23 protein-coding genes and 5 tRNA genes are annotated in these 26,036 nt (G+C 45.5%); 26 read left to right on the top strand and 2 right to left on the bottom strand.

What is annotated here, in order from left to right; all coding sequences use genetic code 11:
* Positions 1-155: 155 nt before the first annotated feature.
* From mazG to rpoS, 11 genes are all read left to right on the top strand, one after another.
* Positions 156-947, top strand: a complete 792-nt coding sequence (gene mazG, locus ACWYU8_RS04145; RefSeq protein WP_457517426.1) for a nucleoside triphosphate pyrophosphohydrolase — start codon at positions 156-158, stop codon at positions 945-947.
* A 214-nt stretch (positions 948-1,161) separates the two neighbouring features.
* Complete coding sequence (locus ACWYU8_RS04140) at positions 1,162-2,802, top strand: CTP synthase (protein ID WP_457517424.1); 1,641 nt, start codon at positions 1,162-1,164, stop codon at positions 2,800-2,802.
* Between the two features lie 82 nt (positions 2,803-2,884).
* On the top strand, positions 2,885-4,186 hold the full coding sequence (gene eno, locus ACWYU8_RS04135; protein ID WP_444495907.1) for a phosphopyruvate hydratase: 1,302 nt from the start codon (positions 2,885-2,887) through the stop codon (positions 4,184-4,186).
* 204 nt (positions 4,187-4,390) lie between these two features.
* On the top strand, positions 4,391-4,672 hold the full coding sequence (gene ftsB, locus ACWYU8_RS04130) for a cell division protein FtsB (RefSeq protein ID WP_457517422.1): 282 nt from the start codon (positions 4,391-4,393) through the stop codon (positions 4,670-4,672).
* Position 4,673: 1 nt separating this feature from the next.
* Entirely contained in the window at positions 4,674-5,381 is a 708-nt protein-coding gene (gene ispD, locus ACWYU8_RS04125; RefSeq protein WP_457517420.1) for a 2-C-methyl-D-erythritol 4-phosphate cytidylyltransferase, read from the top strand.
* A 13-nt stretch (positions 5,382-5,394) separates the two neighbouring features.
* Positions 5,395-5,871 carry a 2-C-methyl-D-erythritol 2,4-cyclodiphosphate synthase gene (gene ispF / locus ACWYU8_RS04120; protein ID WP_457517418.1) on the top strand — a complete coding sequence of 159 codons (477 nt, stop codon included), beginning with the start codon at positions 5,395-5,397 and terminating at the stop codon, positions 5,869-5,871.
* Between the two features lie 37 nt (positions 5,872-5,908).
* A complete protein-coding gene (gene truD, locus ACWYU8_RS04115; protein ID WP_457517416.1) occupies positions 5,909-6,952 on the top strand; it encodes a tRNA pseudouridine(13) synthase TruD in 1,044 nt (347 codons plus the stop codon).
* Positions 6,952-7,728 carry a 5'/3'-nucleotidase SurE gene (gene surE, locus ACWYU8_RS04110; protein ID WP_457517414.1) on the top strand — a complete coding sequence of 259 codons (777 nt, stop codon included), beginning with the start codon at positions 6,952-6,954 and terminating at the stop codon, positions 7,726-7,728. The genes truD and surE overlap by 1 nt, the downstream gene beginning before the upstream one ends.
* The gene (locus ACWYU8_RS04105) at positions 7,728-8,354 is read left to right on the top strand and encodes a protein-L-isoaspartate(D-aspartate) O-methyltransferase (protein ID WP_457517412.1); all 627 of its coding nucleotides are present in this window, start codon (positions 7,728-7,730) and stop codon (positions 8,352-8,354) included. Before surE ends, ACWYU8_RS04105 begins: the two co-directional genes overlap by 1 nt.
* A 13-nt stretch (positions 8,355-8,367) precedes the next feature.
* Positions 8,368-9,291, top strand: coding sequence for a peptidoglycan DD-metalloendopeptidase family protein (locus tag ACWYU8_RS04100; RefSeq protein ID WP_457517410.1), 924 nt, complete (start codon positions 8,368-8,370; stop codon positions 9,289-9,291).
* A gap of 79 nt (positions 9,292-9,370) precedes the next feature.
* Positions 9,371-10,363 carry an RNA polymerase sigma factor RpoS gene (rpoS, locus tag ACWYU8_RS04095; RefSeq protein ID WP_457517408.1) on the top strand — a complete coding sequence of 331 codons (993 nt, stop codon included), beginning with the start codon at positions 9,371-9,373 and terminating at the stop codon, positions 10,361-10,363.
* A gap of 76 nt (positions 10,364-10,439) precedes the next feature.
* Here the strand turns inward: rpoS and mutS are convergent, their stop codons facing one another.
* Positions 10,440-13,013, bottom strand: a complete 2,574-nt coding sequence (gene mutS / locus ACWYU8_RS04090; protein WP_457517406.1) for a DNA mismatch repair protein MutS — start codon at positions 13,011-13,013, stop codon at positions 10,440-10,442.
* A gap of 188 nt (positions 13,014-13,201) precedes the next feature.
* Positions 13,202-14,092 (bottom strand): cysteine synthase CysM, encoded by an 891-nt coding sequence (gene cysM / locus ACWYU8_RS04085; RefSeq protein ID WP_457517405.1) that lies wholly within the window; start codon positions 14,090-14,092, stop codon positions 13,202-13,204.
* 233 nt (positions 14,093-14,325) lie between these two features.
* Here cysM and cysP point away from each other — a divergent pair, with 233 nt between their 5' ends.
* The 15 genes from cysP to ACWYU8_RS04010 all read left to right on the top strand — a co-directional run bounded on the left by cysP (position 14,326) and on the right by ACWYU8_RS04010 (position 26,036).
* Complete coding sequence (gene cysP, locus ACWYU8_RS04080; protein WP_457517404.1) at positions 14,326-15,327, top strand: thiosulfate ABC transporter substrate-binding protein CysP; 1,002 nt, start codon at positions 14,326-14,328, stop codon at positions 15,325-15,327.
* 62 nt (positions 15,328-15,389) lie between these two features.
* Positions 15,390-16,241 carry a sulfate/thiosulfate ABC transporter permease CysT gene (gene cysT, locus ACWYU8_RS04075; RefSeq protein WP_457517403.1) on the top strand — a complete coding sequence of 284 codons (852 nt, stop codon included), beginning with the start codon at positions 15,390-15,392 and terminating at the stop codon, positions 16,239-16,241.
* Between the two features lie 10 nt (positions 16,242-16,251).
* Positions 16,252-17,121, top strand: coding sequence for a sulfate ABC transporter permease subunit CysW (cysW, locus tag ACWYU8_RS04070; RefSeq protein WP_457517401.1), 870 nt, complete (start codon positions 16,252-16,254; stop codon positions 17,119-17,121).
* Positions 17,118-18,248: a sulfate/molybdate ABC transporter ATP-binding protein gene (locus ACWYU8_RS04065; RefSeq protein ID WP_457517399.1), complete on the top strand. Its 1,131-nt coding sequence runs from the start codon at positions 17,118-17,120 to the stop codon at positions 18,246-18,248. The genes cysW and ACWYU8_RS04065 overlap by 4 nt, the downstream gene beginning before the upstream one ends.
* A 158-nt stretch (positions 18,249-18,406) precedes the next feature.
* Positions 18,407-18,898 carry a nicotinamide-nucleotide amidase gene (gene pncC, locus ACWYU8_RS04060; RefSeq protein WP_457517397.1) on the top strand — a complete coding sequence of 164 codons (492 nt, stop codon included), beginning with the start codon at positions 18,407-18,409 and terminating at the stop codon, positions 18,896-18,898.
* A gap of 192 nt (positions 18,899-19,090) precedes the next feature.
* Positions 19,091-20,137: a recombinase RecA gene (recA, locus tag ACWYU8_RS04055; RefSeq protein ID WP_457517518.1), complete on the top strand. Its 1,047-nt coding sequence runs from the start codon at positions 19,091-19,093 to the stop codon at positions 20,135-20,137.
* A gap of 131 nt (positions 20,138-20,268) precedes the next feature.
* A complete protein-coding gene (recX, locus tag ACWYU8_RS04050; protein WP_457517395.1) occupies positions 20,269-20,736 on the top strand; it encodes a recombination regulator RecX in 468 nt (155 codons plus the stop codon).
* A gap of 140 nt (positions 20,737-20,876) precedes the next feature.
* Positions 20,877-23,459, top strand: coding sequence for an alanine--tRNA ligase (gene alaS / locus ACWYU8_RS04045; RefSeq protein WP_457517394.1), 2,583 nt, complete (start codon positions 20,877-20,879; stop codon positions 23,457-23,459).
* 203 nt (positions 23,460-23,662) lie between these two features.
* Positions 23,663-24,850, top strand: a complete 1,188-nt coding sequence (locus ACWYU8_RS04040; protein ID WP_457517392.1) for an aspartate kinase — start codon at positions 23,663-23,665, stop codon at positions 24,848-24,850.
* A 92-nt stretch (positions 24,851-24,942) separates the two neighbouring features.
* Positions 24,943-25,140: a carbon storage regulator CsrA gene (gene csrA / locus ACWYU8_RS04035; protein WP_004415691.1), complete on the top strand. Its 198-nt coding sequence runs from the start codon at positions 24,943-24,945 to the stop codon at positions 25,138-25,140.
* 243 nt (positions 25,141-25,383) lie between these two features.
* Positions 25,384-25,476, top strand: a tRNA-Ser gene (locus ACWYU8_RS04030).
* A 42-nt stretch (positions 25,477-25,518) separates the two neighbouring features.
* Positions 25,519-25,595, top strand: a tRNA-Arg gene (locus ACWYU8_RS04025).
* A gap of 47 nt (positions 25,596-25,642) precedes the next feature.
* Positions 25,643-25,735 (top strand) — tRNA-Ser (locus ACWYU8_RS04020).
* Positions 25,736-25,801: 66 nt separating this feature from the next.
* Positions 25,802-25,878, top strand: a tRNA-Arg gene (locus ACWYU8_RS04015).
* 81 nt (positions 25,879-25,959) lie between these two features.
* Positions 25,960-26,036: transfer RNA gene (locus ACWYU8_RS04010), tRNA-Arg, on the top strand.

The following is a 26,036-nucleotide window of genomic DNA, read 5'->3' as shown; positions in this document are numbered from 1 at the left end:
GGAGGCTCATAAGTTTGCTGCCTTGCTAAAAGAGCCAACGGTTTAGTAAAAACGCACTAGTGAATTAATTTAAAAGGTGAGTGGTTATGCTGCTCACCTTTTTTGTTTATAGGAAGACCTTGTTTAAAGGAACTCTTTGTTTAAGGGAAAAGTATATGAATCATCCAATTGAACAGCTTGAAGCAATCATGGCGCAGTTGCGCGATCCTGAGGGTGGTTGTCCGTGGGATCTGAAGCAGAGCTTCGACACCATTGTGCCGCATACGATAGAAGAAACTTATGAAGTCGTTGATGCGATTCAAAATCGAGATTGGCCGAATCTCAAAGAAGAGCTGGGCGATTTGCTATTTCAGGTGATTTTTTACAGCCAGTTGGCCAAAGAGCAGGGGTTGTTTGAATTTTCTGATGTGGTTGATACGGTCAATGAAAAACTGACTCGTCGTCATCCTCATGTTTTTTCTGATGTTGAGTTTGAATCCGATGCGGAAATTACGGCGAACTGGGAAGCTGAAAAAGCGAAAGAAAAAGCACAAGTAGGCAAATCGGAAGAAAGTATCCTAGACTCAATACCAAACTCTTTGCCGGCGCTTTCTCGTGCTACAAAAATTCAGAAGAAATGTGCCAAATACGGTTTTGACTGGGATTCGCTTGGCCCTGTGGTAGACAAGGTTCGCGAAGAAGTTGATGAAGTCATGGATGAAGCGCTGCAAATTGACCCAGATGAAGAAAAAGTAGAGCTTGAGTTGGGCGATTTGCTGTTTGCTACCGTCAATCTGGCCCGTCATCTAGGCAAGGATCCCGAGGTTGCATTAGGTAAAGCGAACTTGAAGTTTGCAAGACGCTTTAAGCAGGTGGAAGTGAAAGTGGCTCAATCTGGCAGGGGACTCAAAGATTGCTCTTTAACTGAACTTGATACGTTTTGGGATGAAGTGAAGACGGAAGAATAAAGATTGAGTGGGTAGAGAATGCTATTTATGGGGCAAGATTGACTCAGAACATAAATGTGCAGTTTGGTTTCTCTCTGTCCACTTTGATTTGAAGCAAAAAATAAAAAATTGCGGTGTGATAGATTTCACGTTGTGGCGGTAAGGAGCTTCTGGTATATTTATCTCCCGTCCAGAAGCACTCCATTTCCCTCATTCAACCAATTTCAGGTTAAACATGACGACAAATTACATTTTTGTTACTGGCGGGGTTGTATCCTCTCTAGGTAAAGGTATTGCAGCAGCATCTCTTGCGGCTATTCTAGAAGCTCGTGGTCTTAAAGTGACTATGATGAAGCTTGACCCTTACATCAACGTTGATCCGGGCACAATGAGCCCAACTCAGCACGGTGAAGTGTTCGTCACGGAAGATGGCGCAGAGACTGACCTTGACCTTGGTCACTACGAGCGTTTCATCCGCACTAAGATGACTAAGCGTAACAACTTCACTGCAGGTCGTGTTTATGCTGACGTACTTCGTAAAGAGCGTCGTGGTGATTACCTAGGTGCGACGATTCAGGTTATTCCTCATATCACTAATGCAATCAAAGACCGTGTAATCGCGGGCTCCGAAGGTCACGATGTGGCTATCGTTGAGGTTGGTGGCACAGTAGGTGATATCGAATCTCTACCATTCATGGAAGCGATTCGTCAGTTGGCAATCGAAGTAGGCCGTGAACGTGCGATGTTCATGCACCTGACTCTAGTTCCTTACCTTGCTGCGGCAGGTGAAGTAAAAACTAAACCGACTCAGCACTCTGTAAAAGAACTACTATCTATCGGTATCCAACCAGATATTCTAGTTTGCCGTAGCGATCGTATGATTCCAGCGAACGAGCGTAAGAAGATTGCGCTATTCTGTAACGTTCCTGAGAAAGCGGTAATTTCAATGAAGGACGTAGATTCAATCTACAAGATCCCTCAACTAGTAAAATCTCAAGGGCTAGACGACCTAGTTTGTGCTCGTTTCGGTATCAATGCGCCAGAAGCTGACCTTTCTGAATGGGAACAGGTTATCTACGAAGAAGCGAACCCAACTGGTGATGTAACCATCGGTATGGTAGGTAAATACATCGAACTACCAGACGCTTACAAATCTGTAAACGAAGCGCTTAAGCACGCTGGCTTGAAAAACCGTCTAAACGTAACAATTAAGTACGTAGATTCACAAGATATTGAAACCAAAGGTGTAGAAGTTCTAGAAGGTCTAGATGCTATCCTAGTACCAGGTGGTTTCGGTGATCGTGGTGTTGAAGGCAAGATCCGTGCAGCTCAATACGCACGTGAAAACAAGGTTCCTTACCTGGGTATTTGTCTAGGTATGCAAGTAGCGCTTATCGAGTATGCTCGTAACGTTGCGGGCATGGAAGGTGCACATTCAACAGAATTTAACAAAAACACTAAGTACCCTGTGGTAGGTTTGATCACTGAATGGGTAGATAGTGAAGGTAACGTAGAAGAGCGTACTGAGACTTCTGATCTTGGCGGTACAATGCGCCTGGGTTCTCAGCTATGCCACCTGGAAAAAGGTACTAAAGCTTACCAACTATACGGTAGCGCGACGATCCATGAACGTCACCGCCACCGTTATGAAGTAAACAACAATCTTCGTCCGCAGATTGAAAAAGCTGGCCTAAAAGTTTCAGGCTTATCTGCTGACAAGAAATTGGTTGAAGTGATTGAGAACCCTGCTCACCCATGGTTTGTAGCAGCGCAGTTCCATCCAGAATTTACATCGACGCCTCGCGATGGTCACCCATTGTTTGCGGGCTTCGTTAAGGCTGCGGGTCAATTCTCACGCGGCGAGTTCGAGAAGTAATTTAAGGGATACGGGTGGCTGCGAAGGTTGTGCTGCTACCCTTTAAAATTGACATTTATATTTGAAACGAGAGGAAACATTAATGTCTAAGATCGTTAAAGTTCTAGGTCGTGAAATCATCGACTCACGTGGTAACCCAACTGTAGAAGCTGAAGTACACCTAGAAGGCGGTTTCGTAGGTATGGCAGCAGCTCCATCTGGTGCATCTACAGGTTCTCGCGAAGCTCTTGAGCTACGTGACGGTGACAAAGCGCGTTTCCTAGGTAAAGGTGTTCTTAAAGCAATTGAAGCTGTAAATGGCCCAATCGCTGAAGCTCTAGTTGGCAAAGATGCTAAAGACCAAGCTGCAATCGATGCAGTAATGATCGAACTAGATGGTACTGAAAACAAATCTAAATTCGGTGCTAACGCTATCCTAGCTGTTTCTCTAGCAAACGCTAAAGCTGCAGCTGCAGCTAAAGGCATGCCTCTATACGAGCACATCGCTGAACTAAACGGCACTCCTGGTCAATTCTCTATGCCTCTACCAATGATGAACATCATCAACGGTGGTGAGCACGCAGACAACAACGTTGACATCCAAGAGTTCATGATCCAACCAGTTGGCGCGAAAACTCTTAAAGAAGCTCTACGTATCGGTGCTGAAGTATTCCACAACCTAGCTAAAGTACTTAAGTCTAAAGGCTACAACACAGCTGTTGGTGACGAAGGCGGTTTCGCTCCTAACCTAAAATCTAACGCTGAAGCACTAGAAGTTATCGCAGAAGCGGTTGCAGCTGCTGGTTACGAGCTAGGCAAAGACGTTACTCTAGCTATGGACTGTGCTGCATCTGAGTTCTTCGACAAAGACGCTGGCATCTACAACATGAAAGGTGAAGGTAAAACTTTCACTTCTGAAGAGTTCAACCACTACCTAGCTGGTCTAGTTGAGCAATTCCCAATCGTATCTATCGAAGATGGTCTAGACGAGTCTGATTGGGCTGGTTTCGCACACCAAACTCAACTTCTAGGCGACAAGATCCAACTTGTTGGTGACGATCTATTCGTTACAAACACTAAGATCCTAGCTGAAGGTATCGAGAAAGGCATCGCTAACTCTATCCTAATCAAGTTCAACCAAATCGGTTCTCTAACTGAGACTCTAGCTGCAATCAAGATGGCTAAAGACGCAGGTTACACAGCAGTAATCTCTCACCGTTCTGGCGAAACTGAAGATGCAACTATCGCTGACCTAGCGGTAGGTACAGCTGCAGGTCAAATCAAGACTGGTTCTATGAGCCGTTCTGACCGTGTTGCTAAGTACAACCAACTTATCCGTATCGAGGAAGCTCTAGGTGAGCGCGCTCCTTTCAACGGTCTTAAAGAAGTTAAAGGCCAAGCTTAATTATTAGCTTAGCTTAATCGCTCTTTGTAAATACCTCGCTTCGGCGGGGTATTTTTTTATGTCGCAGGGCTGAAATAGCGTTTCTTTACACTCTTTCATGTGAGGAGTTTGTGAGTCTTCCTTTCTGCCCTAGAGGCAATCAAGCATTTATGCTATATATGTCATCTTATCTAATTCCTTCCGGTACAGAATGTTAGCAACGATATGCGAATCTTTGTTATAGCCCTAACCTTACTGTTTGGCTTACTTCAATACACTCTTTGGTTCGGCAAGAACGGAGTGTCTGATTACTATGCAGTAAAAGATGAAATTGAAGTGCAGCAGCAAGTGAACAGCAAGCTACAAGCTCGTAATAATGAAATGTTTGCTGAAATAGACGACTTAAAACAAGGCATTGATGCGATTGAAGAAAGAGCACGCCATGAACTTGGCTTAGTCCGAGATGGAGAGACTTTCTACCGAATTATTGGTGAGGAAAACCAGTAAGATGTTGGATACTGTTTTATCACATATCGCTATTGTTCCTGCTGCTGGTGTTGGTAGTCGAATGAAAGCCGATCGTCCCAAGCAATATTTATTGATTAATGGCAAGGCGGTGCTAGAGCATACCGTGGAGAAACTTCTCTCACATCCTAAAATCTCTAAAGTGGTGGTGGCGATTACGGAAGGTGACCCATATTACCCTGAGTTATCCATTGCAAATCATCCAGATGTGATTCGAGTTGCGGGTGGCAAAGAAAGAGCAGACTCTGTGCTTTCAGGACTAAACTATGTAAGTGCACAATTCTCCAGTGAGTGGGTATTGGTCCACGATGCTGCAAGACCTTGTGTATCTTTAACGGATATTGACCGTCTGATTGATGTTTGTGTCGTTCATCCTACGGGTGGCATTCTTGCTTCGCCGGTGAGAGACACGATGAAACGTGCGAATCCAGCACAGGATATTGATCATACGGTCGACAGAGAAGCATTGTGGCATGCACTAACCCCACAAATGTTTAAAACTCAGCAGCTAAAACGGGCCTTGGATGATGCATTGCAGCAAGGTATCCCTATCACGGATGAAGCATCGGCTTTGGAGTGGTTGGGAGAAACGCCTGCTTTGGTACAAGGCAATGCGAGCAATATAAAAATTACTCAACCAGAAGATCTCGCATTGGCTGAGTTTTATCTAAGCCTTGAGCTCGGCGAGTAAGTAAGGACAAGAAATGATTCGAATTGGTCACGGTTTTGACGTGCATAAATTTGGTGGTGAAGGCCCGGTTATTATCGGCGGTGTCTCTGTTCCTTATGAACAAGGACTGATTGCGCACTCAGATGGTGATGTTGCCCTGCATGCGCTAAGTGATGCGTTACTTGGTGCCATTGCTGCGGGTGATATTGGCCGTCATTTTCCTGATACTGACGATAAGTGGAAAGGCGCTGACAGTCGTGAGTTACTTAAAGATGTCTACCGCCGAGTTAAAGAGCAAGGGTATCGACTAGGCAATGCAGACATTACTATCATTGCTCAGGCACCAAAAATGGCTCCGTACATTGAAGCTATGTGTGCCACAATCGCTCAAGATCTTGAAACTGATATCAGCAACATCAACGTTAAAGCAACCACGACAGAGCGCCTCGGTTTTACTGGACGCAAAGAAGGTATTGCTACAGAAGCTGTTGTGCTTCTATTCAAGCAATAATTTCTCTTTAATGCTGTGTGAACAGCGGAAATAAATCATGTCAGACATTTTATCTTCATTGGCTTACCTTGCTGGTAAGCCGGTAGCATCAGCAAAAATTAAAGCGCAACCGCAACATTTTCAGGTTCGCGAAGATCTGGGTTTTTCCTTCACTGGTGAAGGGGAGCACTTGATGGTGCGTATTCGTAAAACAGGTGAGAACACCAGTTTCGTTGCTAATGAGTTAGCCAAAGCATGTGGTGTGAAATCTAAGGATGTGAGCTGGGCCGGTTTAAAAGATCGCCATGCGGTGACAGAGCAGTGGCTGAGCATTCATTTACCTAAAGGTGGTACACCGGATTTCAGTGCTTTTTTAGCCCAGTACCCGAGTATTGAAATACTGGCAACAGATCGTCACAACAAAAAACTGCGTCCTGGCGATTTGGTTGGGAACGAGTTTGTTGTCACTTTGTCTGAAGTAACAGATGTAGCAGACGTAGAACAACGTCTTGAAAAAATTAAACAAGTCGGCGTGCCAAACTATTTTGGCAGTCAGCGTTTTGGTAACGATGGTAATAACCTGGAAGAAGCTCGCCGCTGGGGACGTGAAAACGTACGTACTCGTAATCAAAATAAGCGCAGTCTTTACCTGTCTGCGGCACGGTCTTGGATATTTAACCGTATCGTATCAGCGCGTCTGGAACAGGATGTGTTTGATAAGTTTGTCGTAGGTGATGTTGCACAAACGTCTTCGGGTAACCTTGTGGTCGACGCTGATAACATGGCAGAAATCCAGGCTCAGCTTACAGATGGAAAGGCATCAATCACCGCTGCATTAGCTGGTGATAATGCCTTACCGACACAAGCTGACGCGCTCGCATTAGAGCAGCCATTTCTGGATGAAGAGCCTGATCTGATGGCACTTATTCGCGGTAACCGTATGCGTCACGAGCGTCGTAATATTGCGTTAAAGCCACAAGACCTCGCTTGGAGCGTTGAAGGTAACAATATTACGCTGACTTTCTCATTAGATGCTGGCTCTTTTGCTACGTCGATTGTTCGTGAGTTAGTCAACGAGGTAAAAGTAGAAAGAGAATACTAATGGAACTAGGTTCATCAAGCACCAAGCCACTGCGCATTCTTATAAGCAATGACGATGGTGTTTACGCTCAGGGAATTCATGCGCTTGCAGATGAATTGAGAGATATTGCTGAAGTGACGATTGTCGCACCAGACAGAAACCGTTCTGGAGCCTCAAACTCGTTGACTTTAGAGCAGCCACTGCGCGTGACTGAAATTGCGCCAAATACCTATTCGGTACAAGGCACCCCAACGGATTGTGTTCACTTTGCTCTGAATGAGCTAATGAAAGATGACCTGCCGGATTTGGTTCTGACTGGTATCAACCACGGGGCAAACTTGGGCGACGACGTACTGTATTCGGGCACGGTCGCTGCGGCAATGGAAGGGCACTTTCTTGGTGTTCAGTCTGTGGCTTTCTCTCTGGTTGGAAAACGCCATTTTGACTCAGCAGCAAAAATTGCACGTAAGCTGGTTCAACAACATTTAGCTATGCCTATTCCAACCAACCGTTTACTGAATGTTAACGTACCCGATCTACCATTAGAAAAACTGGGTGAAATTGAAGTGACTCGTTTGGGAGCGCGCCATCATGCCGAGAATATGATCAAGCAGAAAGATCCGCGTGGTCATGATATTTATTGGTTAGGCCCTCCAGGAAAAGAGCAAGATGCAGGTGAAGGTACCGACTTTTATGCGATTGAGCATGGTCTGGTATCGATTACCCCTCTGCAAGTCGATCTCACAGCCCATGAGTCTCTACGTGCCATGGACAGTTGGTTGAAGGAAGAGAAGTAATGAGCAACCCACATGCTGACCGGTTGATTGGATTTTTGAGTGCCAGTGGCATCAAAGATCAACGAGTTTTGGATGCGATTCACCATTTGCCTAGAGAGCGGTTTGTTTCTCAGGCAATGATGCACCAAGCTTACGATAACAATGCGTTACCGATTGGTCAGGGGCAAACTATTTCTCAGCCTTACATCGTTGCTCGTATGACAGAGTTGCTAGAACTTGAACGTACCAGCAATGTGTTGGAAATTGGAACGGGTTCAGGTTATCAAACCGCTGTGTTAGCGAAAATCGTCGATCATGTTTGCTCCGTCGAACGCATCAAATCTTTACAATGGGAAGCGAAGCGTCGTCTGAAGCAACTCGATATTTACAATGTCTCTACCAAACACGGGGATGGGTGGTTAGGCTGGGAAAGCAAAGGCCCATTTGATGCCATCATCGTTACCGCCGCAGCCGAAGTCATTCCCCAGGCACTTCTGGCGCAGTTGAAAGATGGCGGTAAGATGGTAATTCCTGTTGGTGAGGCAGAGCAACAGCTATTAAAAATTGAACGCCGAGGTGAGGAGTATATTTCTACGGTTGTGGAAATGGTTAGATTCGTCCCTCTGGTAGCAGGTGACTTAGCGTAAGGGTTACGGATAGGTGAGCAAGTTATTACGTCGAATTGGTATTAGCTCTATGTTAGCTGCGGGACTTTTGGGTTGCGCGGCTCATTCACCTGCACCTGTTTCTAGCTTAAAAAAAGATTACTCAAATGTTGAGAGAGGAAGCTATAGAGGGAGTTACTATGAAGTAAAGAAAGGAGATACGCTTTATTTCATAGCTTACGTCACAGATAAGGATGTAAATGATCTCGTTCGTTACAATTCGCTTTCTCAACCCTATACCATCTACCCCGGTCAGCGCCTAAAACTTTGGGCTCCGAAATATATTGCCCCTAAATATGGGCAGAAGGTTGAACCCGTTGTGGCTCCTGTGGTTGCGAAGACCCCACCTCCAGTGATTAAAACATCAACAGTGTCACCGCCGGTAAATTCAAGTAAAAGCTCTACTCCAAAAGTGCAGGTTACCACCCCTAAAGTAGTACAACAACCGCCTCCAAAGGTAGTTGAACAAACCAAAACAAAGGAGTATGTTGGTTCAAAAGATAACCAAAATGTGCAGAAAATTGCGCCGACAACGACAGAGAAAAATGAGAATGTATCTAAGTGGTTGTGGCCAACAAAAGGGAGAGTAATCAAGAACTTTTCAGCGGGAGAACAGGGAAATAAAGGCATAGATATCGCAGGACAACGTGGTCAGCCTATCGTTTCAACCGCAGCCGGCACTGTTGTGTATTCCGGTAATGCGCTAAGAGGTTATGGCAACCTAATTATAGTGAAGCATAACGACAATTATTTAAGCGCATACGCTCACAACGATAAACTGCTGGTATCTGAAGGACAAAGTGTCTCAAGCGGACAAAAAATAGCCACTATGGGTAGTTCAGGCTCTAAGTCCGTTAAATTACACTTTGAAATTCGCTACCAAGGTAAATCAGTGAATCCAAAACGCTATTTGCCATAAAACTTTGAAAAACAACTTGCGAAACCATTTAGCGACATAGTAGTTGTCATGTCTTGCTAACTCGCCAGGGGGAGGCGTTATGAGTATCAGCAACACAGTATCCAAAGTTGACGAGTTTGAATTCGATGAAGAGGAAATGAAGTCCGTTGAAGTCGAAGAAGAGCTCGAAAAATCATCACCTACAGAAGGCAAAACCGCTGCGCGTGAAGAGTTTGATGCGAGCAGCAAAAGCTTAGATGCAACGCAGTTGTATTTGGGCGAAATTGGCTTCTCACCTCTACTTACCGCTGAAGAAGAAGTGCTGTATGCTCGCCGTGCATTGCGTGGTGACGAAGCTGCTCGTAAGCGTATGATCGAAAGTAACTTGCGTTTGGTTGTGAAGATCTCTCGCCGTTACAGTAACCGTGGTTTGGCGCTGCTTGATCTTATCGAAGAAGGTAACTTAGGTTTGATCCGTGCGGTTGAGAAGTTCGATCCAGAGCGTGGTTTCCGTTTTTCTACCTACGCAACATGGTGGATTCGACAAACGATTGAGCGTGCGTTGATGAACCAAACTCGTACAATCCGTCTACCGATTCATGTAGTGAAAGAGCTGAACATTTATCTGCGTACTGCGCGTGAACTTTCCCAGAAGCTCGATCATGAACCAACGGCAGAAGAGATTGCAGCGCAGCTGGATATTCCAGTGGAAGACGTTAGCAAGATGCTTCGTCTGAATGAGCGTATCAGCTCAGTGGATACTCCGATCGGTGGCGATGGTGAAAAAGCACTGCTCGACATTATCCCTGATGCAAACAATTCAGACCCTGAAGTCTCAACTCAAGACGATGATATTAAATCTTCATTGATTCATTGGCTTGAAGAATTGAATCCAAAACAGAAAGAAGTACTAGCTCGTCGTTTTGGGCTTCTTGGTTATGAGCCATCAACGCTGGAAGAGGTTGGACGTGAAATTGGGTTAACTCGAGAACGAGTACGTCAAATCCAAGTGGAAGGCTTGCGTCGTCTACGTGAAGTATTGATTAAACAAGGTTTGAATATGGAAAACTTGTTTAACGTCGAAGATGATTAATCTGCATCTGGTATAAATTCAAAAGGCTATGGGTAACCATAGCCTTTTTGCGTTTTAAGCCGATGATCTTTAATGGCTAAAGCATTTTCTTTAGACGATACAGTTCTTCGAGTGCTTGGCGAGGTGTCAGGTCATCGGGGTCGATGTTCGACAAGGCTTGTTCTACTTCGCTTGGTTCAGGGATCAGGCTTAGCTGATTTGCCACATCCACAGTACTTGGGCGAGGGGAGTCACTACCATGGCTCAACTGCTCAAGCTGAGACAGTTTGTTACGCGCATTTTTAATGACGGTTTTAGGTACCCCGGCCAGTCCTGCAACAGCGAGACCGAAAGATTTGCTTGCTGCACCTTCCTGAACCGCGTGCATAAATGCAATGCTGTCCCCATGTTCGACGGCATCCAAATGAACATTAGCCAGATTTGGTAACTGGCTTGGCAGCTCTGTTAATTCAAAGTAGTGAGTGGCAAACAGAGTCAAAGCACCGATCTGTGTTGCCAGCCACTCTGCGCTTGCCCATGCCAGAGAAAGACCATCATAAGTGCTGGTGCCCCGGCCGATTTCATCCATTAACACTAAGCTGTTCTTAGTGGCGTTGTGCAGAATATTTGCTGTTTCGGTCATTTCGACCATGAAGGTGGAACGGCCAGAGGCTAAGTCATCGGAGGCACCAATACGAGTAAAGATACGATCTAACGAGCCTATCTGAGCGGATTCTGCTGGTACATAGGAACCGATGTGAGCCATTAATGCGATCAACGCGGTTTGACGCATGTATGTGGATTTACCACCCATGTTTGGACCAGTGATGATCAACATTTTTCTGCTTGGGTTGAGATCGATCGGGTTGGCGATAAATGGATCGCTGGTAACCTGCTCTACGACAGGGTGACGACCTGATTGAATCTGGACACCCGGCTCCTTGACCAGTGTCGGGCGGCAGTAATCGAGTGAGTCTGCCCGCTCTGCCAGGTTTTGTAGCACGTCCAGCTGAGAAAGAGCAGAAGCTAAGTTTTGCAGTTTCTCTAGGTTTGGCATCAGCAGATCAAACAATTGTTCCCATAGCTGTTTTTCCAACGCAAGCGCTTTGGATTTTGAGTTTAGCACTTTGTCTTCGTGCTCTTTCAGCTCTGGGATAATATAGCGCTCCGCATTTTTCAGCGTCTGGCGGCGTACATAATGCGGTGGTACTAAGTGGCTTTGACCACGGCTGACCTGAATATAGAAACCATGTACGTTGTTGTAACCCACTTTTAGTGTATCGATACCGTGACGCTCGCGCTCATCCGCTTCGAGCTTTTCTAAATATTCCGTCGCGCCATCGGCAAGTTTGCGCCATTCATCCAGCTCCGCATTGTAGCCTTCAGCGATAACGCCACCGTCGCGGATAACCACAGGTGGGTTTTCCTTGATTGCACGTTCCAGTAACTCGCAGACATCATCGATAGGGGCTGCAAACTGCGCTAACTTCACAAGGTATGGATGAGCTAACGAGGCCGTAATTCCCTCCAGTTCAGGCAGTTGCTGCATCGCGTGACGCAGACGAGCCATATCGCGCGGACGGGCTGAACGCAAAGCAAGGCGAGCCAGGATACGTTCGATATCACCGATCTGTTTTAGTGTTGGCTGAAGATCGGTAAACAGACCCTGATCTTTTATTTCTCCAATTGCATCCAGACGGTTGTTCAGTGTGTCGATATTGCGCATTGGCTGGTGCAACCAACGTTTGAGCATACGACTACCCATTGGTGTCGCACAGTGATCGAGTACTGCCGCTAATGTATTGTCTGTGCCGCCAGCAAGGTTCTGGGTGATTTCGAGATTTCGACGCGTTGCTGCATCCAGAATGACGGAGTGATCCTGACGATCAAAGGTTAAAGAGCGAATATGTGGTAGTGCGGTACGCTGTGTGTCTTTGACGTATTGGATCAAGCAACCTGCAGCACATAAGCCTAGTGCTGCGTGTTCTACGCCAAAGCCAACTAAGTCTTTGGTACCAAATTGCTGGTTCAGCTGTTGTTTCGCGGTATCTAACTCAAATTCCCATACCGGACGACGACGGTTGCCGTTGCGGTTCGACATCAAGTTAACGGGTTCAAAATCTTCAGGAAACAGTAACTCACGAGGCGCTGTACGTTGCAGTTCAGCCGCCATAGCTTCTTTCGTCTCAGGTTCCGTTAATTGAAAGCGACCTGAGGTAACATCAAGCGTTGCGTAGCCAAACTTCCCATTGTGATGATAAATCGCCGCGATTAAGTTATCGATACGCTCAGAAAGCAGCGCTTCATCGGTTACCGTACCCGGAGTCACAATGCGTACCACTTTGCGCTCTACTGGGCCTTTGCTGGTAGCTGGATCACCAATTTGTTCACAAATAGCGACAGACTCACCAAGCTGAACCAGTTTGGCTAAATACCCTTCAACGGCATGAAACGGTACACCTGCCATCGGTATCGGCTCACCGGCAGACGAACCACGTTTGGTCAGGGAGATATCGAGCAGCTGAGACGCACGCTTAGCATCATCATAAAAGAGCTCGTAGAAATCGCCCATGCGATAGAACAGCAAAATATCAGGGTTCTCTGCTTTGAGCCTGAGGTATTGCTGCATCATAGGGGTATGGTGCGAAAGAGAATCGCTCGATTTATTCATGGAGTTACATCACTTGTTATTATCGTTTGCAATCCCTTTGCTCCAAAGTTTTTCAGAGAGCAAAGTAACGCATTAGGTCACTTGAAAACGGTCAGTGATGATAACAAACCTAGCCAGTACAGAGCAATTGTCCGATGATACTAGCCACCTGCAGCACTCTCGCTGCAGGTCTATTTTTTGTTATGAATTTAGGAGAAAAGTCCGGAAGAAAGGTAGCGATCGCCACGATCACAAACGATAGCCACAACGACAGAGCCAGGGTTTTGTTTTGCAATTTCAATCGCGGCAAAAACAGCACCACCAGAACTGACGCCGGCACTGATGCCTTCTTCACGTGCTAAAGTACGGGCGGTATCTTCTGCGCTTTGTTGATCGATATCGATCACCTGGTCTACTGCAGAGGCATCGAAAATACCCGGTAGGTATTCTTGCGGCCAACGTCGGATCCCCGGAATAGCACTGCCTTCTGATGGTTGTAAGCCGACGATTTTTATCTCTGGATTTTGAGTTTTCAGGTAACGCGATACACCAACAATGGTGCCAGTTGTTCCCATACTTGAAACAAAGTGGGTAATTTTACCCAGACTTTGCTGCCAAATCTCTGGGCCTGTGGTGCGAAAATGTGCATCAGGGTTATCTGGGTTATTGAACTGATCCAAGACTTTTCCTTTGCCTTCACTTTGCATCTGCAAAGCTAAATCACGCGCGCCTTCCATTCCTTGTTCTTTGCTTACTAAGATCAGTTCTGCACCATAAGCCTGCATAGAATCTTTGCGTTCTTGAGTGGAGTTGTCAGGCATAATAAGGATCATCTTGTAGCCTTTAATCGCTGCTGCCATTGCTAATGCGATCCCCGTATTACCACTGGTTGCCTCAATGATGGTATCGCCGGGCTTAATTGTGCCGCGAGCTTCAGCCTGGATAATCATATTCAGTGCCGGACGATCTTTAACCGAACCAGCTGGGTTATTACCTTCCAGTTTCACCAGTACCGTACTTTGGCTATCCGCCGCGAGGCGTTGCAGTTTGACGAGAGGTGTTTGGCCTACATAAGCTTCAATCGTTGGGAAGTCAGACACTTGATTACCTTTTATTCTTAAATCGTTAATAGGGCTTGTAATCCTTTACTAAGACAATATTGTCTAATTCTTCCGCACCTTAGTACAAGCTTCTATTCACTGATAGCATACATTTTCTTGTTTGATATTATTCCAAAATATTCTATTTATAGCCTTTGTTATAATTGTTCTATACACATACTCTAGTCACAAAGAATTCCGTTTCGATAATGTGATTTTGGAGTAAGAATATAATGAAAAGAATAAAGACAGCATTAGCAGCATTGCTGATCACGGGCTCATTTAACGCCTTCGCCGCAGATCAAACCATTTTGAACTCTTCTTACGACATCGCTCGTGAGTTGTTCGCATCGTATAACCCAATTTTTGCCAAGCACTGGGAAGAAAAGACGGGCAAAACGGTTGAGATTAAGCAATCTCATGGTGGTTCATCGGCTCAAGCTCGTTCGATTTTACAAGGATTGTCAGCAGACGTAGTGACGTTTAACCAAGTCACTGATGTTCAGGTTCTGCATGATAAAGGCAAACTTATTCCAGCGGATTGGCAGGATAAATTACCGAATGCAAGCTCTCCTTACTATTCAACTACTGCATTTTTGGTGCGCAAAGGTAATCCAAAAAATATCAAAGACTGGGGTGATTTAGCTCGTGAAGGTGTAGCGTCAGTATTCCCGAATCCTAAAACTTCAGGTAATGCTCGTTACACTTACTTAGCTGCGCTTGGCTATGCGCAAAAGACGTTTGGTAAAGATAACGAAGCGAAGCAAGATGAGTTTCTTAAACAATTCTTAGCGAATGTTGCTGTATTTGATACAGGCGGTCGTGGAGCGACAACGTCGTTTGTTGAACGTCAAATTGGTGATGTTCTGATCACATTTGAATCAGAAGTAAACAATATCCGTAAGCAATACGGTGAAGATAACTACGAAGTGGTTGTGCCTAAAACTTCAATTTTGGCTGAATTCCCGGTTGCTGTTGTTGAACGCAATGCAAAGCGTAACGGCACGACAGAAGTGGCGACAGAATATCTTTCTTACCTATACAGTGAAGAAGCTCAGCGCATGCTTGCTGGCTTCAACTACCGTGTACATGATGAAACCGTCAAAGCTGAATTTGCTGATCGTTTCCCTGAAGTTGAGCTGCTGACTGTAGAGCAAATCATTGGCGGCTGGGATCAAGCGATGGAAACTCAATTCTCTAACGGCGCTAAATTAGATCAACTACAACGTCGTTAATACTTGTTGCCGCTCCTATGGGGCGGTAACTCTTGTTTTTCTCCTGGTTATTTTGAGGGTATATGAGCGAATCTCTCGCGACTTCTCGCCCAAAACAACAACGTGTACTTCCCGGTTTTGCTATCAGTTTAGGTATTTCATTGCTGTTTGTCAGTCTGGTTCTCCTACTGCCAGCAACTGGACTCGCGATGCAAACTAAGGGAATGTCTCTTAGCGAATACTGGCAAGTGATTGCTGACCCTCGAGTGGTAGCAAGTTACAAAGTGACTGTGATGTCAGCGTTTGTCGCTTCTTTATTTAATGGCGCTTTTGGTCTGTTGCTGGCCTGGGTATTAGTGCGTTATAGCTTTCCTGGTAAACGCATTCTTGATGCTTTAGTCGATTTACCATTTGCGTTACCAACAGCAGTAGCAGGTATTACGCTAGCCACACTCTATTCAAACAACGGCTGGATTGGCAGTGTGCTTGAAAGTGCTGGTATTAAGGTCGCCTATACGCCACTGGGTATCATCGTTGCTATGGCTTTTACCAGTATTCCATTCGTTGTGCGGACTGTGCAGCCTGTCCTTGAAGAGATCTCTCGTGAGGAAGAAGAGGCAGGAATGACACTGGGTGCCTCGGACAGTGCGGTATTTTGGCGTGTCATTATGCCTTCTTTACGACCTGCGTTACTCGTAGGTGTTGCTTTGTCGTTCACTCGCAGTTTGGGTGAATTTGGCGCAGTGATATTTATAGCAGGTAATATGCCTTATGTGAGTGAGATTACTTCATTGATGATCTTTGTCCGCTTGCAGGAGTTTGACTTCCCGGCGGCAAGTGCCATTGCTTCTGTCGTATTGCTAACTTCGTTGTCATTGTTGCTGGTGATTAACCTGTGGCAAGGCGCGTATTTACGTCGTCTTCACGGACGTTAAGGAGCTCACTATGTCTAATCAAAACAGTAGACCGTTACGGGTTGGTGAGCAGCCTTGGGTTAAATGGAGCTTAATCTCAATCGCTCTGTTTTTTGTCACAATCCTGCTGCTTATTCCCTTGTTAAGTATTTTCCAGCAGGCATTTGCCAGTGGATTGAATACTTATCTTACGAACTTAAGTGATCCAGATACATTACATGCAATTGGTTTAACTTTGTTTGTCGCTTTGCTGACGGTGCCGATTAACTTGGTGTTTGGTGTCATGCTTGCCTGGTCGGTTACCCGCTTTGAGTTCCCTGGGCGTAAATTTCTCACCACTCTGATTGATATTCCCTTTGCAGTATCGCCAGTTGTCGCGGGTCTACTTTATCTGCTGCTTTATGGAAGCAGTGGTTGGCTAGGGGAGTGGTTGTATGAGCATGACTTACAAATCATGTTTGCTTGGCCTGGTATTGTGTTAGTGACGGTATTTGTAACGTGTCCTTTTGTTGCTCGGGAACTGATTCCCTTGATGCAACAACAAGGTCGTTCCGATGAGGAAGCCGCTGTGATTCTCGGAGCATCTTGGTGGCAATTATTTCGTCGCGTCACGTTGCCAAATATCAAATGGGCATTGATTTACGGGGTAATTCTGACGAATGCTCGCGCGGTTGGGGAGTTTGGTGCTGTCGCGGTTGTTTCGGGCAATATCCGTGGTGAAACCAACACACTGCCTCTACATGTTCAGCTGCTTTACGAGGATTACCAATCTGAAGCCGCATTTGCCAGTGCATCACTTCTGGCCTTTATCGCACTATTAACTTTGATTTTGAAAGCCTTTGTTGAATGGCGCCAAGAACGAAATCACGCTATTGAACAAGATCAGCAAGGTACGTTATGAGTATTCGTCTAGATAATATTTCGAAGAATTTCGGCAATTTTCAGGCTCTTTCACCACTATCCTTGAATATTGAAGATGGTGAAATGATTGGTCTGCTTGGGCCTTCTGGTTCAGGTAAAACGACGTTGCTGCGTATTATTGCCGGATTAGAAAATGCCAATACAGGGTCGATTCATTTCCGTGATCGCGATGTAACGAACGTACACGTGCGTGATCGTCGTGTTGGTTTTGTATTTCAGAACTATGCACTTTTCCGTCATATGACGGTTGCAGATAATGTTGCGTTTGGTTTACAGGTGATGGACCGCTCTCAGCGACCATCTCAGGCAGAAATCAATAAGCGTGTTAAGCAGTTATTGGAAATTGTTCAACTGGGACATTTGGCTGCTCGTTATCCTGAACAACTCTCTGGTGGTCAAAAGCAGCGTATTGCTTTGGCTCGTGCATTAGCAACTCAACCCGAAGTGCTTTTGTTGGACGAACCGTTTGGTGCTTTGGATGCAAAAGTCCGTAAGGATTTGCGTCGTTGGTTAAGAAGCTTACATGATGAATTAGGTTTCACCAGCGTATTCGTCACTCATGATCAGGACGAAGCATTAGAGCTTTCTGACCGCGTTGTTGTAATGAGTAATGGCAAAATAGAACAGGTGGATGCTCCGGTTGAATTATACGCACATCCTAATAGCCGTTTTGTGTTTGATTTCTTTGGCAACGTTAACCAATTTAAAGCGCATTGGCAGCAGGAGCAGTGGGTTAATGGCGATGCCTTTGTCCAACCACCTGTTAACGATTCAACTCGTAAGAACGGTTTGCTCTATGTGCGTAGCCATGAGTTGAGCTTATTAACTAAGAAAAATAGCCAAGCATCTTTGCCTTGTGAAGTGGTGTCGATCAACCCTGTTGGGGCAGAAGTTCGTGTAGAGCTGTCTCCGATTGGCTGGCAAACCGATGAACTGTGGGAGGCGAAGCTTTCTCACCGTACGATGAATGAACAACCTCTTAAGCGTGGTGACCAGGTCTTTGCCTCACCTCAGGTGGGGTATTTCTTTGCTGATGATTCTAACAAGGAACCCGAGGTATTGCGTTGGCCATTCCTCGCTCCGGGTAATTTGATGTTCGAAATTTAATTTACGCTATACAAGAGTGCCTGATGGCACTTTTGTTGTTTTAGGGCTGTCCGTCTTTGCGATAGCGCCCATCTTCAACAAACGCGAATGTTGGAAATTGGTCGCCTATCAGTTAGCGTATCGGTTGTTACGATTGAAAAACGTTAGGGTGGAAACCAATGAGTTTACTTGAACAGTTAAGCCAACAAGTGGGAGCGTTACTGCTTGAACATCAGCAAGTATTAGTGACGGCGGAATCTTGCACTGGTGGTGGTGTGGCTGCGGCAATTACAGATATCGCAGGCAGCTCAGGCTGGCTGGATCGTGCATTTGTGACTTACAGCAACGAAGCGAAAATGGAAATGATTGGCGTGCTTTCTCAGACTCTTGAGGAGAACGGCGCTGTCAGTGAACCTGTCGTGATTGAAATGGTCCAGGGAGCGCTTAAGCACTCGAATGCGACGATGGGCGTGTCGATCAGTGGTATTGCCGGGCCGGGAGGCGGGAGCGAAGAAAAGCCAGTAGGGACAGTATGCTTTGCATTCGCAGATAACCAGAAGTGGCTTTTGGTTGAAACCATACATTTTACTGGAGATCGTGCCGAGGTGCGGAAGCAAGCGGTAATTCATGCACTCACTCGAATCTATCAACATTTGTCTGAGAAAATTTAAAAATTCCTTAGCCCAGACGTGATAAGGTCTGGGGCAAAATACGCTGCAGAACAAGCCAAATTTTTTTCATACAGGTATAGACACTGTATGAATCAACAGTATAATAACTTTCATTGCTGAGTAGGATAACTACTTAAGAAAAGTTTAATGACTATTCGTCGCCTAAAGAAGATGAATAAATCGGAGAAAGTAATGGACGAGAACAAACAGAAAGCGCTCGCCGCTGCGCTAGGTCAAATTGAAAAACAATTCGGTAAAGGCTCAATCATGCGCCTTGGCGATAACCGCGCAATGGACGTAGAAACCATCTCAACGGGTTCTCTTTCTCTTGATATTGCTTTGGGCGCTGGTGGTTTACCAATGGGTCGTATCGTAGAAGTCTACGGTCCAGAATCTTCAGGTAAAACAACGCTAACTCTTGAGTTAATTGCTGCAGCACAGCGCGAAGGCAAAACTTGTGCGTTTATCGATGCCGAGCACGCTCTGGATCCAGTTTATGCGAAAAAACTGGGCGTTGATATCGACGCGCTATTGGTTTCTCAGCCAGACACTGGTGAGCAAGCACTGGAAATTTGTGATGCATTAGCACGCTCTGGTGCGATTGACGTTATGGTTGTCGACTCTGTTGCAGCTCTGACTCCAAAAGCAGAAATTGAAGGCGAAATGGGCGACAGCCACATGGGTCTGCAAGCGCGTATGCTTTCTCAGGCAATGCGTAAGCTAACCGGTAACCTGAAGCAGTCTAACTGTATGTGTATCTTCATCAACCAAATCCGAATGAAGATTGGTGTGATGTTTGGGAACCCAGAAACTACAACGGGTGGTAACGCACTTAAGTTCTACGCTTCTGTCCGTCTGGATATCCGTCGTACTGGCGCGATCAAAGAAGGCGACGAAGTTGTTGGTAACGAAACTCGCATCAAAGTGGTTAAGAACAAGATTGCTGCTCCATTTAAAGAAGCGAATACACAAATCATGTACGGTCAGGGCTTTAACCGTGAAGGTGAGCTTGTCGACTTAGGCGTGAAGCACAAGCTGGTTGAAAAAGCTGGTGCGTGGTACAGCTACAATGGCGACAAAATTGGTCAAGGTAAAGCAAACGCTTGTAACTACCTTCGTGAGCATCCAGAAGTGGCGAAAACAATCGACACCAAACTGCGTGAAATGTTGCTATCACCAGCAACGCCTGAAGCGCCAGAAGCTGTTGAAGTTGCAGAAAAGCAAGAAGAAGAGTTTTAATCTTCAGCTTGACGATAAAAAAATGAGAGGCCCTGCATTGCGGGGCTTTGTTATTTCTGCAGTATCTGAATTGTTAGAAACTGAATTGATAAAAACGAAGTTTGTACAGGAAAAGTCGGTTTAGGATCACTATGTACCAAAAGCGTCAAGAACCAACCCTATCCAGTAAGGAAGCCGCCATACAACTCTTAAGCCGGCGTGATCATGGTCAGTATGAACTGCATCAAAAGCTGGCTTTGAAAGGGTATGAAGATGCTGATATTGAAGCCGCGATAAATTTCTGTTTGGATCATCATTATCTCGACGATTTACGCTATGCCAAAAGCCAGATTCGCCAGCATGTCTACAAAGGGCATGGTGAGCGTAGGATTCGCCAAGAACTGGCCCAGAAGCGTGTGTCCGAATCGGTGATTGAAGAGGCGATGGCAGAAGAGCCACAAGATTGGTTTGAATTGGCGAGAATGGCTGCTGAGAAGAAATTCAAAGGAATACAGGCCAAAGATCAGAAAGAGTACGCCAAACAGGTGCGCTTTATGCAGTATCGTGGTTATTCGTTCGAACAAATTAGCTATGCATTGAGCTTTGAGGAGCACGATTGAAGGATATTCTCTCGTTGATTTCTCTTTTTCTTCAAAATTTTTCTTCTAATCCCTCTTTTCCTCAAGAAAACTAGTCGTAGCTGATTGCATGATCTACAATACGGCAAAATTCTAACTCGACTATTTTCAGGAAGAGCTGCATGTACATGAGCACTGACGAGGTTCGTAACTCGTTCCTCAAGTTCTTTGAAAGCAAAGGACACCAAATCGTAGAAAGTTCATCGTTAGTACCACATAACGACCCAACTCTGCTGTTTACTAACGCAGGTATGAACCAATTTAAAGATTGTTTCTTAGGCTTGGAAAAACGAGCCTATACTCGAGCGACTACGGCTCAACGTTGTGTACGTGCTGGCGGTAAACATAATGACCTGGAAAACGTGGGTTTCACGGCTCGCCACCATACTTTCTTTGAAATGCTAGGTAACTTCAGCTTTGGCGATTACTTCAAAGAAGACGCGATTGCATACGCTTGGGAATTTTTAACAGAAGTTCTTCAGTTGCCTAAAGATCGTCTGCTGGTGACCATTTATGAAACTGACGACGAAGCATTCGAAATCTGGAACCAAAAAGTAGGCATTCCAGCTGACCGCATTATTCGCATTGGCGACAAAAAAGGTGGCAAGCCATACGAGTCAGACAACTTCTGGCAAATGGGCGACACTGGTCCTTGTGGTCCGTGTACTGAGATCTTCTATGATCACGGTGAGCACATCTGGGGTGGCCGTCCTGGTACGCCAGAGGAAGATGGCGACCGTTTCATCGAGATCTGGAACAACGTATTCATGCAGTTCAACCGTCATGCAGACGGTACAATGGAGCCGCTACCAAAACCATCTGTAGATACCGGTATGGGTATCGAGCGTATCTCTGCAATTATGCAGGGCGTTCACTCAAACTACGAAATCGACGTATTCCAGACGCTAATCAAAGCAGCTGCTGAAGTGATTGGTTACGAGGACCTCTCGAATCAATCTCTACGCGTTATTGCAGACCACATCCGTTCGTGCTCTTTCTTAATCGTTGATGGTGTTATGCCTTCAAACGAAGGCCGTGGTTACGTTCTGCGCCGTATCATTCGTCGTGCTGTACGTCACGGTAACAAGCTAGGTGCACAAGGAGCATTCTTCCACAAATTGGTGGGCGTGCTAGCTGAGGTTATGGGTACAGCCGGTGAAGAACTGAAACGTCAACAAGCACTAGTAGAAAAAGTACTGCGTATCGAAGAAGAAAACTTTGGTCGTACGCTAGAGCGCGGTATGTCGATTCTAAATGAAGCGCTAGACAACCTGGATGGCAAAGAGTTAGACGGCGAAACAGTATTTAAACTTTACGATACTTACGGTTTCCCTGCTGACTTAACTAACGACGTTGCACGTGAACGTGAATTCACGATTGACGAAGACGGCTTTGAAAAAGCAATGGAAGAGCAGCGTCAACGCGCTCGTGAAGCTGGCCAGTTTGGTACAGATTACAACGCCGTTATCAAAGTAGACGCTGAAACTGAGTTCTGTGGCTACACAGGCACAACTGGCTCAAGTTCTGTAGAGGCGATGTTCGTTGAAGGTAACGAAGTTGACTCACTATCAGCAGGCGATAAAGCAATCATCGTATTAGGTGAAACGCCATTCTATGCAGAATCAGGTGGTCAGTGTGGTGATGCTGGTGAGATTCGTACTGAATCAGGTATCTTCCGCGTTGAAGACACGCAAAAGCTGGGTAACGCGATTGCGCATCACGGCGTAATGGCTGAAGGCGTTCTTGCTAAAGGCGATGAAGTGGCAACAATTGTCGACGCAGAGCGTCGTGCCGCAACCTCATTAAACCACTCTGCTACACACTTAATGCATGAAGCGCTTCGTCGAGTATTAGGCGAGCACGTACTGCAGAAAGGTTCTTTAGTTCGACCAGAAAACCTTCGTTTTGACTTCTCTCACCTGGAAGCTGTTACCGCTGAAGAGTTGAAAGAAGTTGAGCGTCTGGTTAATGCTCAGATTCGCCGTAACCACGTTATTGAAACCAATATTATGGACGTCGAGTCTGCGAAGAAGAAAGGTGCGATGGCGTTGTTTGGTGAGAAATACGACGACGAAGTTCGCGTACTCTCAATGGGTGACTTCTCTACTGAGCTTTGTGGTGGTATCCACGCTTCAAGCACTGGTGATATTGGTCTGTTCAAGATCATCTCAGAAAGTGGCATTGCAGCAGGTATCCGTCGTATTGAAGCGGTAACTGGTGAAGCAGCTCTGGATGCAATCGAAACTCAGACGGCTAAATACGAAGAGAAGCTTGCAGAATCTGCTCAAAAATCGAAAGCGCTTGAAAAAGAAATTCAAAAGCTGAAAGACAAGATGGCGGCAGCAGAAAGTGCGAACATCATGGGTAAAGCTACTGAAGTGAATGGTACTAAAGTGCTAGTTGCCGCTCTAGAAGGCGCAGACAGCAAAAACTTACGCACCATGGTTGATGACATCAAGAACCAAATGGGTTCTGGTGTTGTACTTCTGGCAAACGTCACTGATGACAAAGTTGGCCTGATTGCTGGTGTGACAAAAGATCTTGTCGGCAAAGTGAAGGCTGGTGATCTGGTTAAAATGGTTGCTGAACAAGTCGGTGGTAAAGGTGGCGGTCGTCCAGATATGGCTCAAGCTGGTGGTACTGATGTTGCTGCATTGCCAGAGGCGATTAAAGCAGTTCAGCCTTGGCTGGAAGAGCGTTTATAATCAATAAATAACAAATTTACGCTCAATCAATTTTCTTTGATTGAGCGTAATTTTTTGACGGTAACCAAGTGGTTTAATTGACCGATAATTGATCAGGTTAGTTAAGCTGCTTGGTTTTTGTTGTAACTGCCACTTACATTAATTTTAACCAACAAAATGTTTGTGGTCCTTATGAGACTTTGGTCTTGGGAAGGTGAAGACTGGTGAAAAAGCCCCTTATCGTGCAAAAGTTTGGCGGAACTTCTATGGGTTCTATTGAAAGAATCCATCAAGTGGCTGAACACATCATTAAAGCGAAAAATGATGGTAATCAAGTTGTCGTTGTTGTTTCTGCAATGTCTGGAGAAACAAACAGGTTAATGGAACTGGCTAAACAGGTCGATCGTGTTCCTACAGCCCGCGAACTTGATGTTTTGCTCTCTGCTGGTGAGCAAGTGTCTATGGCGCTACTGGCAATGACCCTGAACAAATTGGGTTATGCTGCACGCTCACTTACCGGAGCACAGGCGAACATTGTGACGGATAACCAACACAATGACGCAACGATTAAGCACATTGATACTACGAGCATTATGGCATTGCTTGAACAAGAGCAAATTGTCATTGTCGCAGGTTTTCAAGGTGTGAATGAAAATGGGGATATCACCACATTAGGTCGAGGTGGCTCAGATACGAGCGCAGTGACACTAGCAGGCGCGTTGCGTGCTGATGAGTGTCAAATCTTTACCGACGTTGATGGTATTTATACTTGTGATCCGCGTGTAGTGAAAACGGCTCAAAAAATGGCTGTAATTGACTTCCCTTCAATGGAAGCGATGGCAAGCCGAGGAGCTAAGGTTTTACACTTACCTTCAGTGCAATTTGCATGGAAGAATAATGTACCGCTGCGCGTGCTTTCGACATTTGATGTGAATGAAGGAAGTTTAGTCAAAGGGGATACAGGTACTCAAGCTGTATCTGGTATCGCTATTCAACGTGATCTTGCCATTATTGAAGTTGATAAAGAACATTTATCAAGTGCTACAAAACAATGTCAGATGTTAGGTATCGACATTTGGAATGTGATCGAGGAAACAGAACGAACAGGTATCATGATAAAACAAGATGCATGTGCCAAGTTCGATCTGGTGTTCAGCGATAAAATCCGTAATAGTGAAATGGTTAGCCTGTTAACCGCAGTTGGGCTTGAAGCCAATGGAATGGTTGAGCACGCATGCGGTTTGTTGGCACAGCGAGATATTGAGATCAATTTCTGCGCGACAAATGCACTCACTATGATGCTAGTTTTATCACCTGAAGACGTGGATACCGCGGCAAACATTCTTCATGATGCTTACATTACGTCCAATGAAGCATTGAACATTCAGCCAAAACATGCCTTATTAGGATGATTTTCGCAAACAAGGTAGTTTACGAAAATATAACTTTTATTGGATAATGGCTTTGTAGCAAGAAAATTTAGAGATTACTCAAGGAGCACAGAATGCTAATTTTGACTCGTCGCGTAGGCGAAACACTGATGATTGGTGATGAGGTAACTGTAACTGTACTAGGTGTTAAAGGTAACCAAGTGCGCATCGGCGTTAACGCTCCGAAAGAAGTGTCAGTTCACCGTGAAGAAATCTACATGCGCATTCAAGCTGAAAAAGGCAATGGCAACGTTGCTTCAGGTAACTACTAAGACACTCCTGTTTACAGAGCTTAGTTTGAATGAAAAAGGCTAACCTATGGGTTAGCCTTTTTAGTTTCTGATAATTGCCATTTTTTAAGAGAAGACTCTCTTTTTTTCATCATAATAGGGTGGTAAAGTTCGTTTAATAGTCACTTTGATTAAATCCGCAACGGTTGAGTGTTTTTTGCGGTTTTTTTCAAAGAAAGTGTTTGACTTATTTTCGGTAAAACGTAATATGTGCCTCCGCAAGACGGTGAGGTGGCCGAGAGGCCGAAGGCGCTCCCCTGCTAAGGGAGTATGCGGTTTGTAGCCGCATCGAGGGTTCGAATCCCTCCCTCACCGCCATTCTTGCCTTGTTTGGGTTAGCAGCCAAGCAGAGAACAAAGTGCGTCCTTAGCTCAGCTGGATAGAGTACCTGGCTACGAACCAGGCGGTCGGAGGTTCGAATCCTCCAGGACGCGCCATATTCTTTTACATTATTTTTAATGATGCATCTGAATATGAATAATGCGGTGAGGTGGCCGAGAGGCCGAAGGCGCTCCCCTGCTAAGGGAGTATGCGGTTTGTAGCCGCATCGAGGGTTCGAATCCCTCCCTCACCGCCATTTATTGACGTGGCAGTCAATTTTTTTGTTCTTGAAGAAAATTAGTGTGACCTGTTTCACAAAAGTGCGTCCTTAGCTCAGCTGGATAGAGTACCTGGCTACGAACCAGGCGGTCGGAGGTTCGAATCCTCCAGGACGCGCCACTTTTCAAAGAAGTCTGACTTTTTTGAAAAAGAATTTAGGGTATTGCCCTGATATTGACTAAAGTTGATATCGAAACGTGTGCGTCCTTAGCTCAGCTGGATAGAGTACCTGGCTACGAACCAGGCGGTCGGAGGTTCGAATCCTCCAGGACGCGCCA

The sequence above is a fragment of the Vibrio limimangrovi genome, assembly GCF_054064025.1.
The sequence above is the reverse complement of the archived record's forward strand: the minus strand, read 5'-3'. Positions and strand labels throughout refer to the sequence as shown.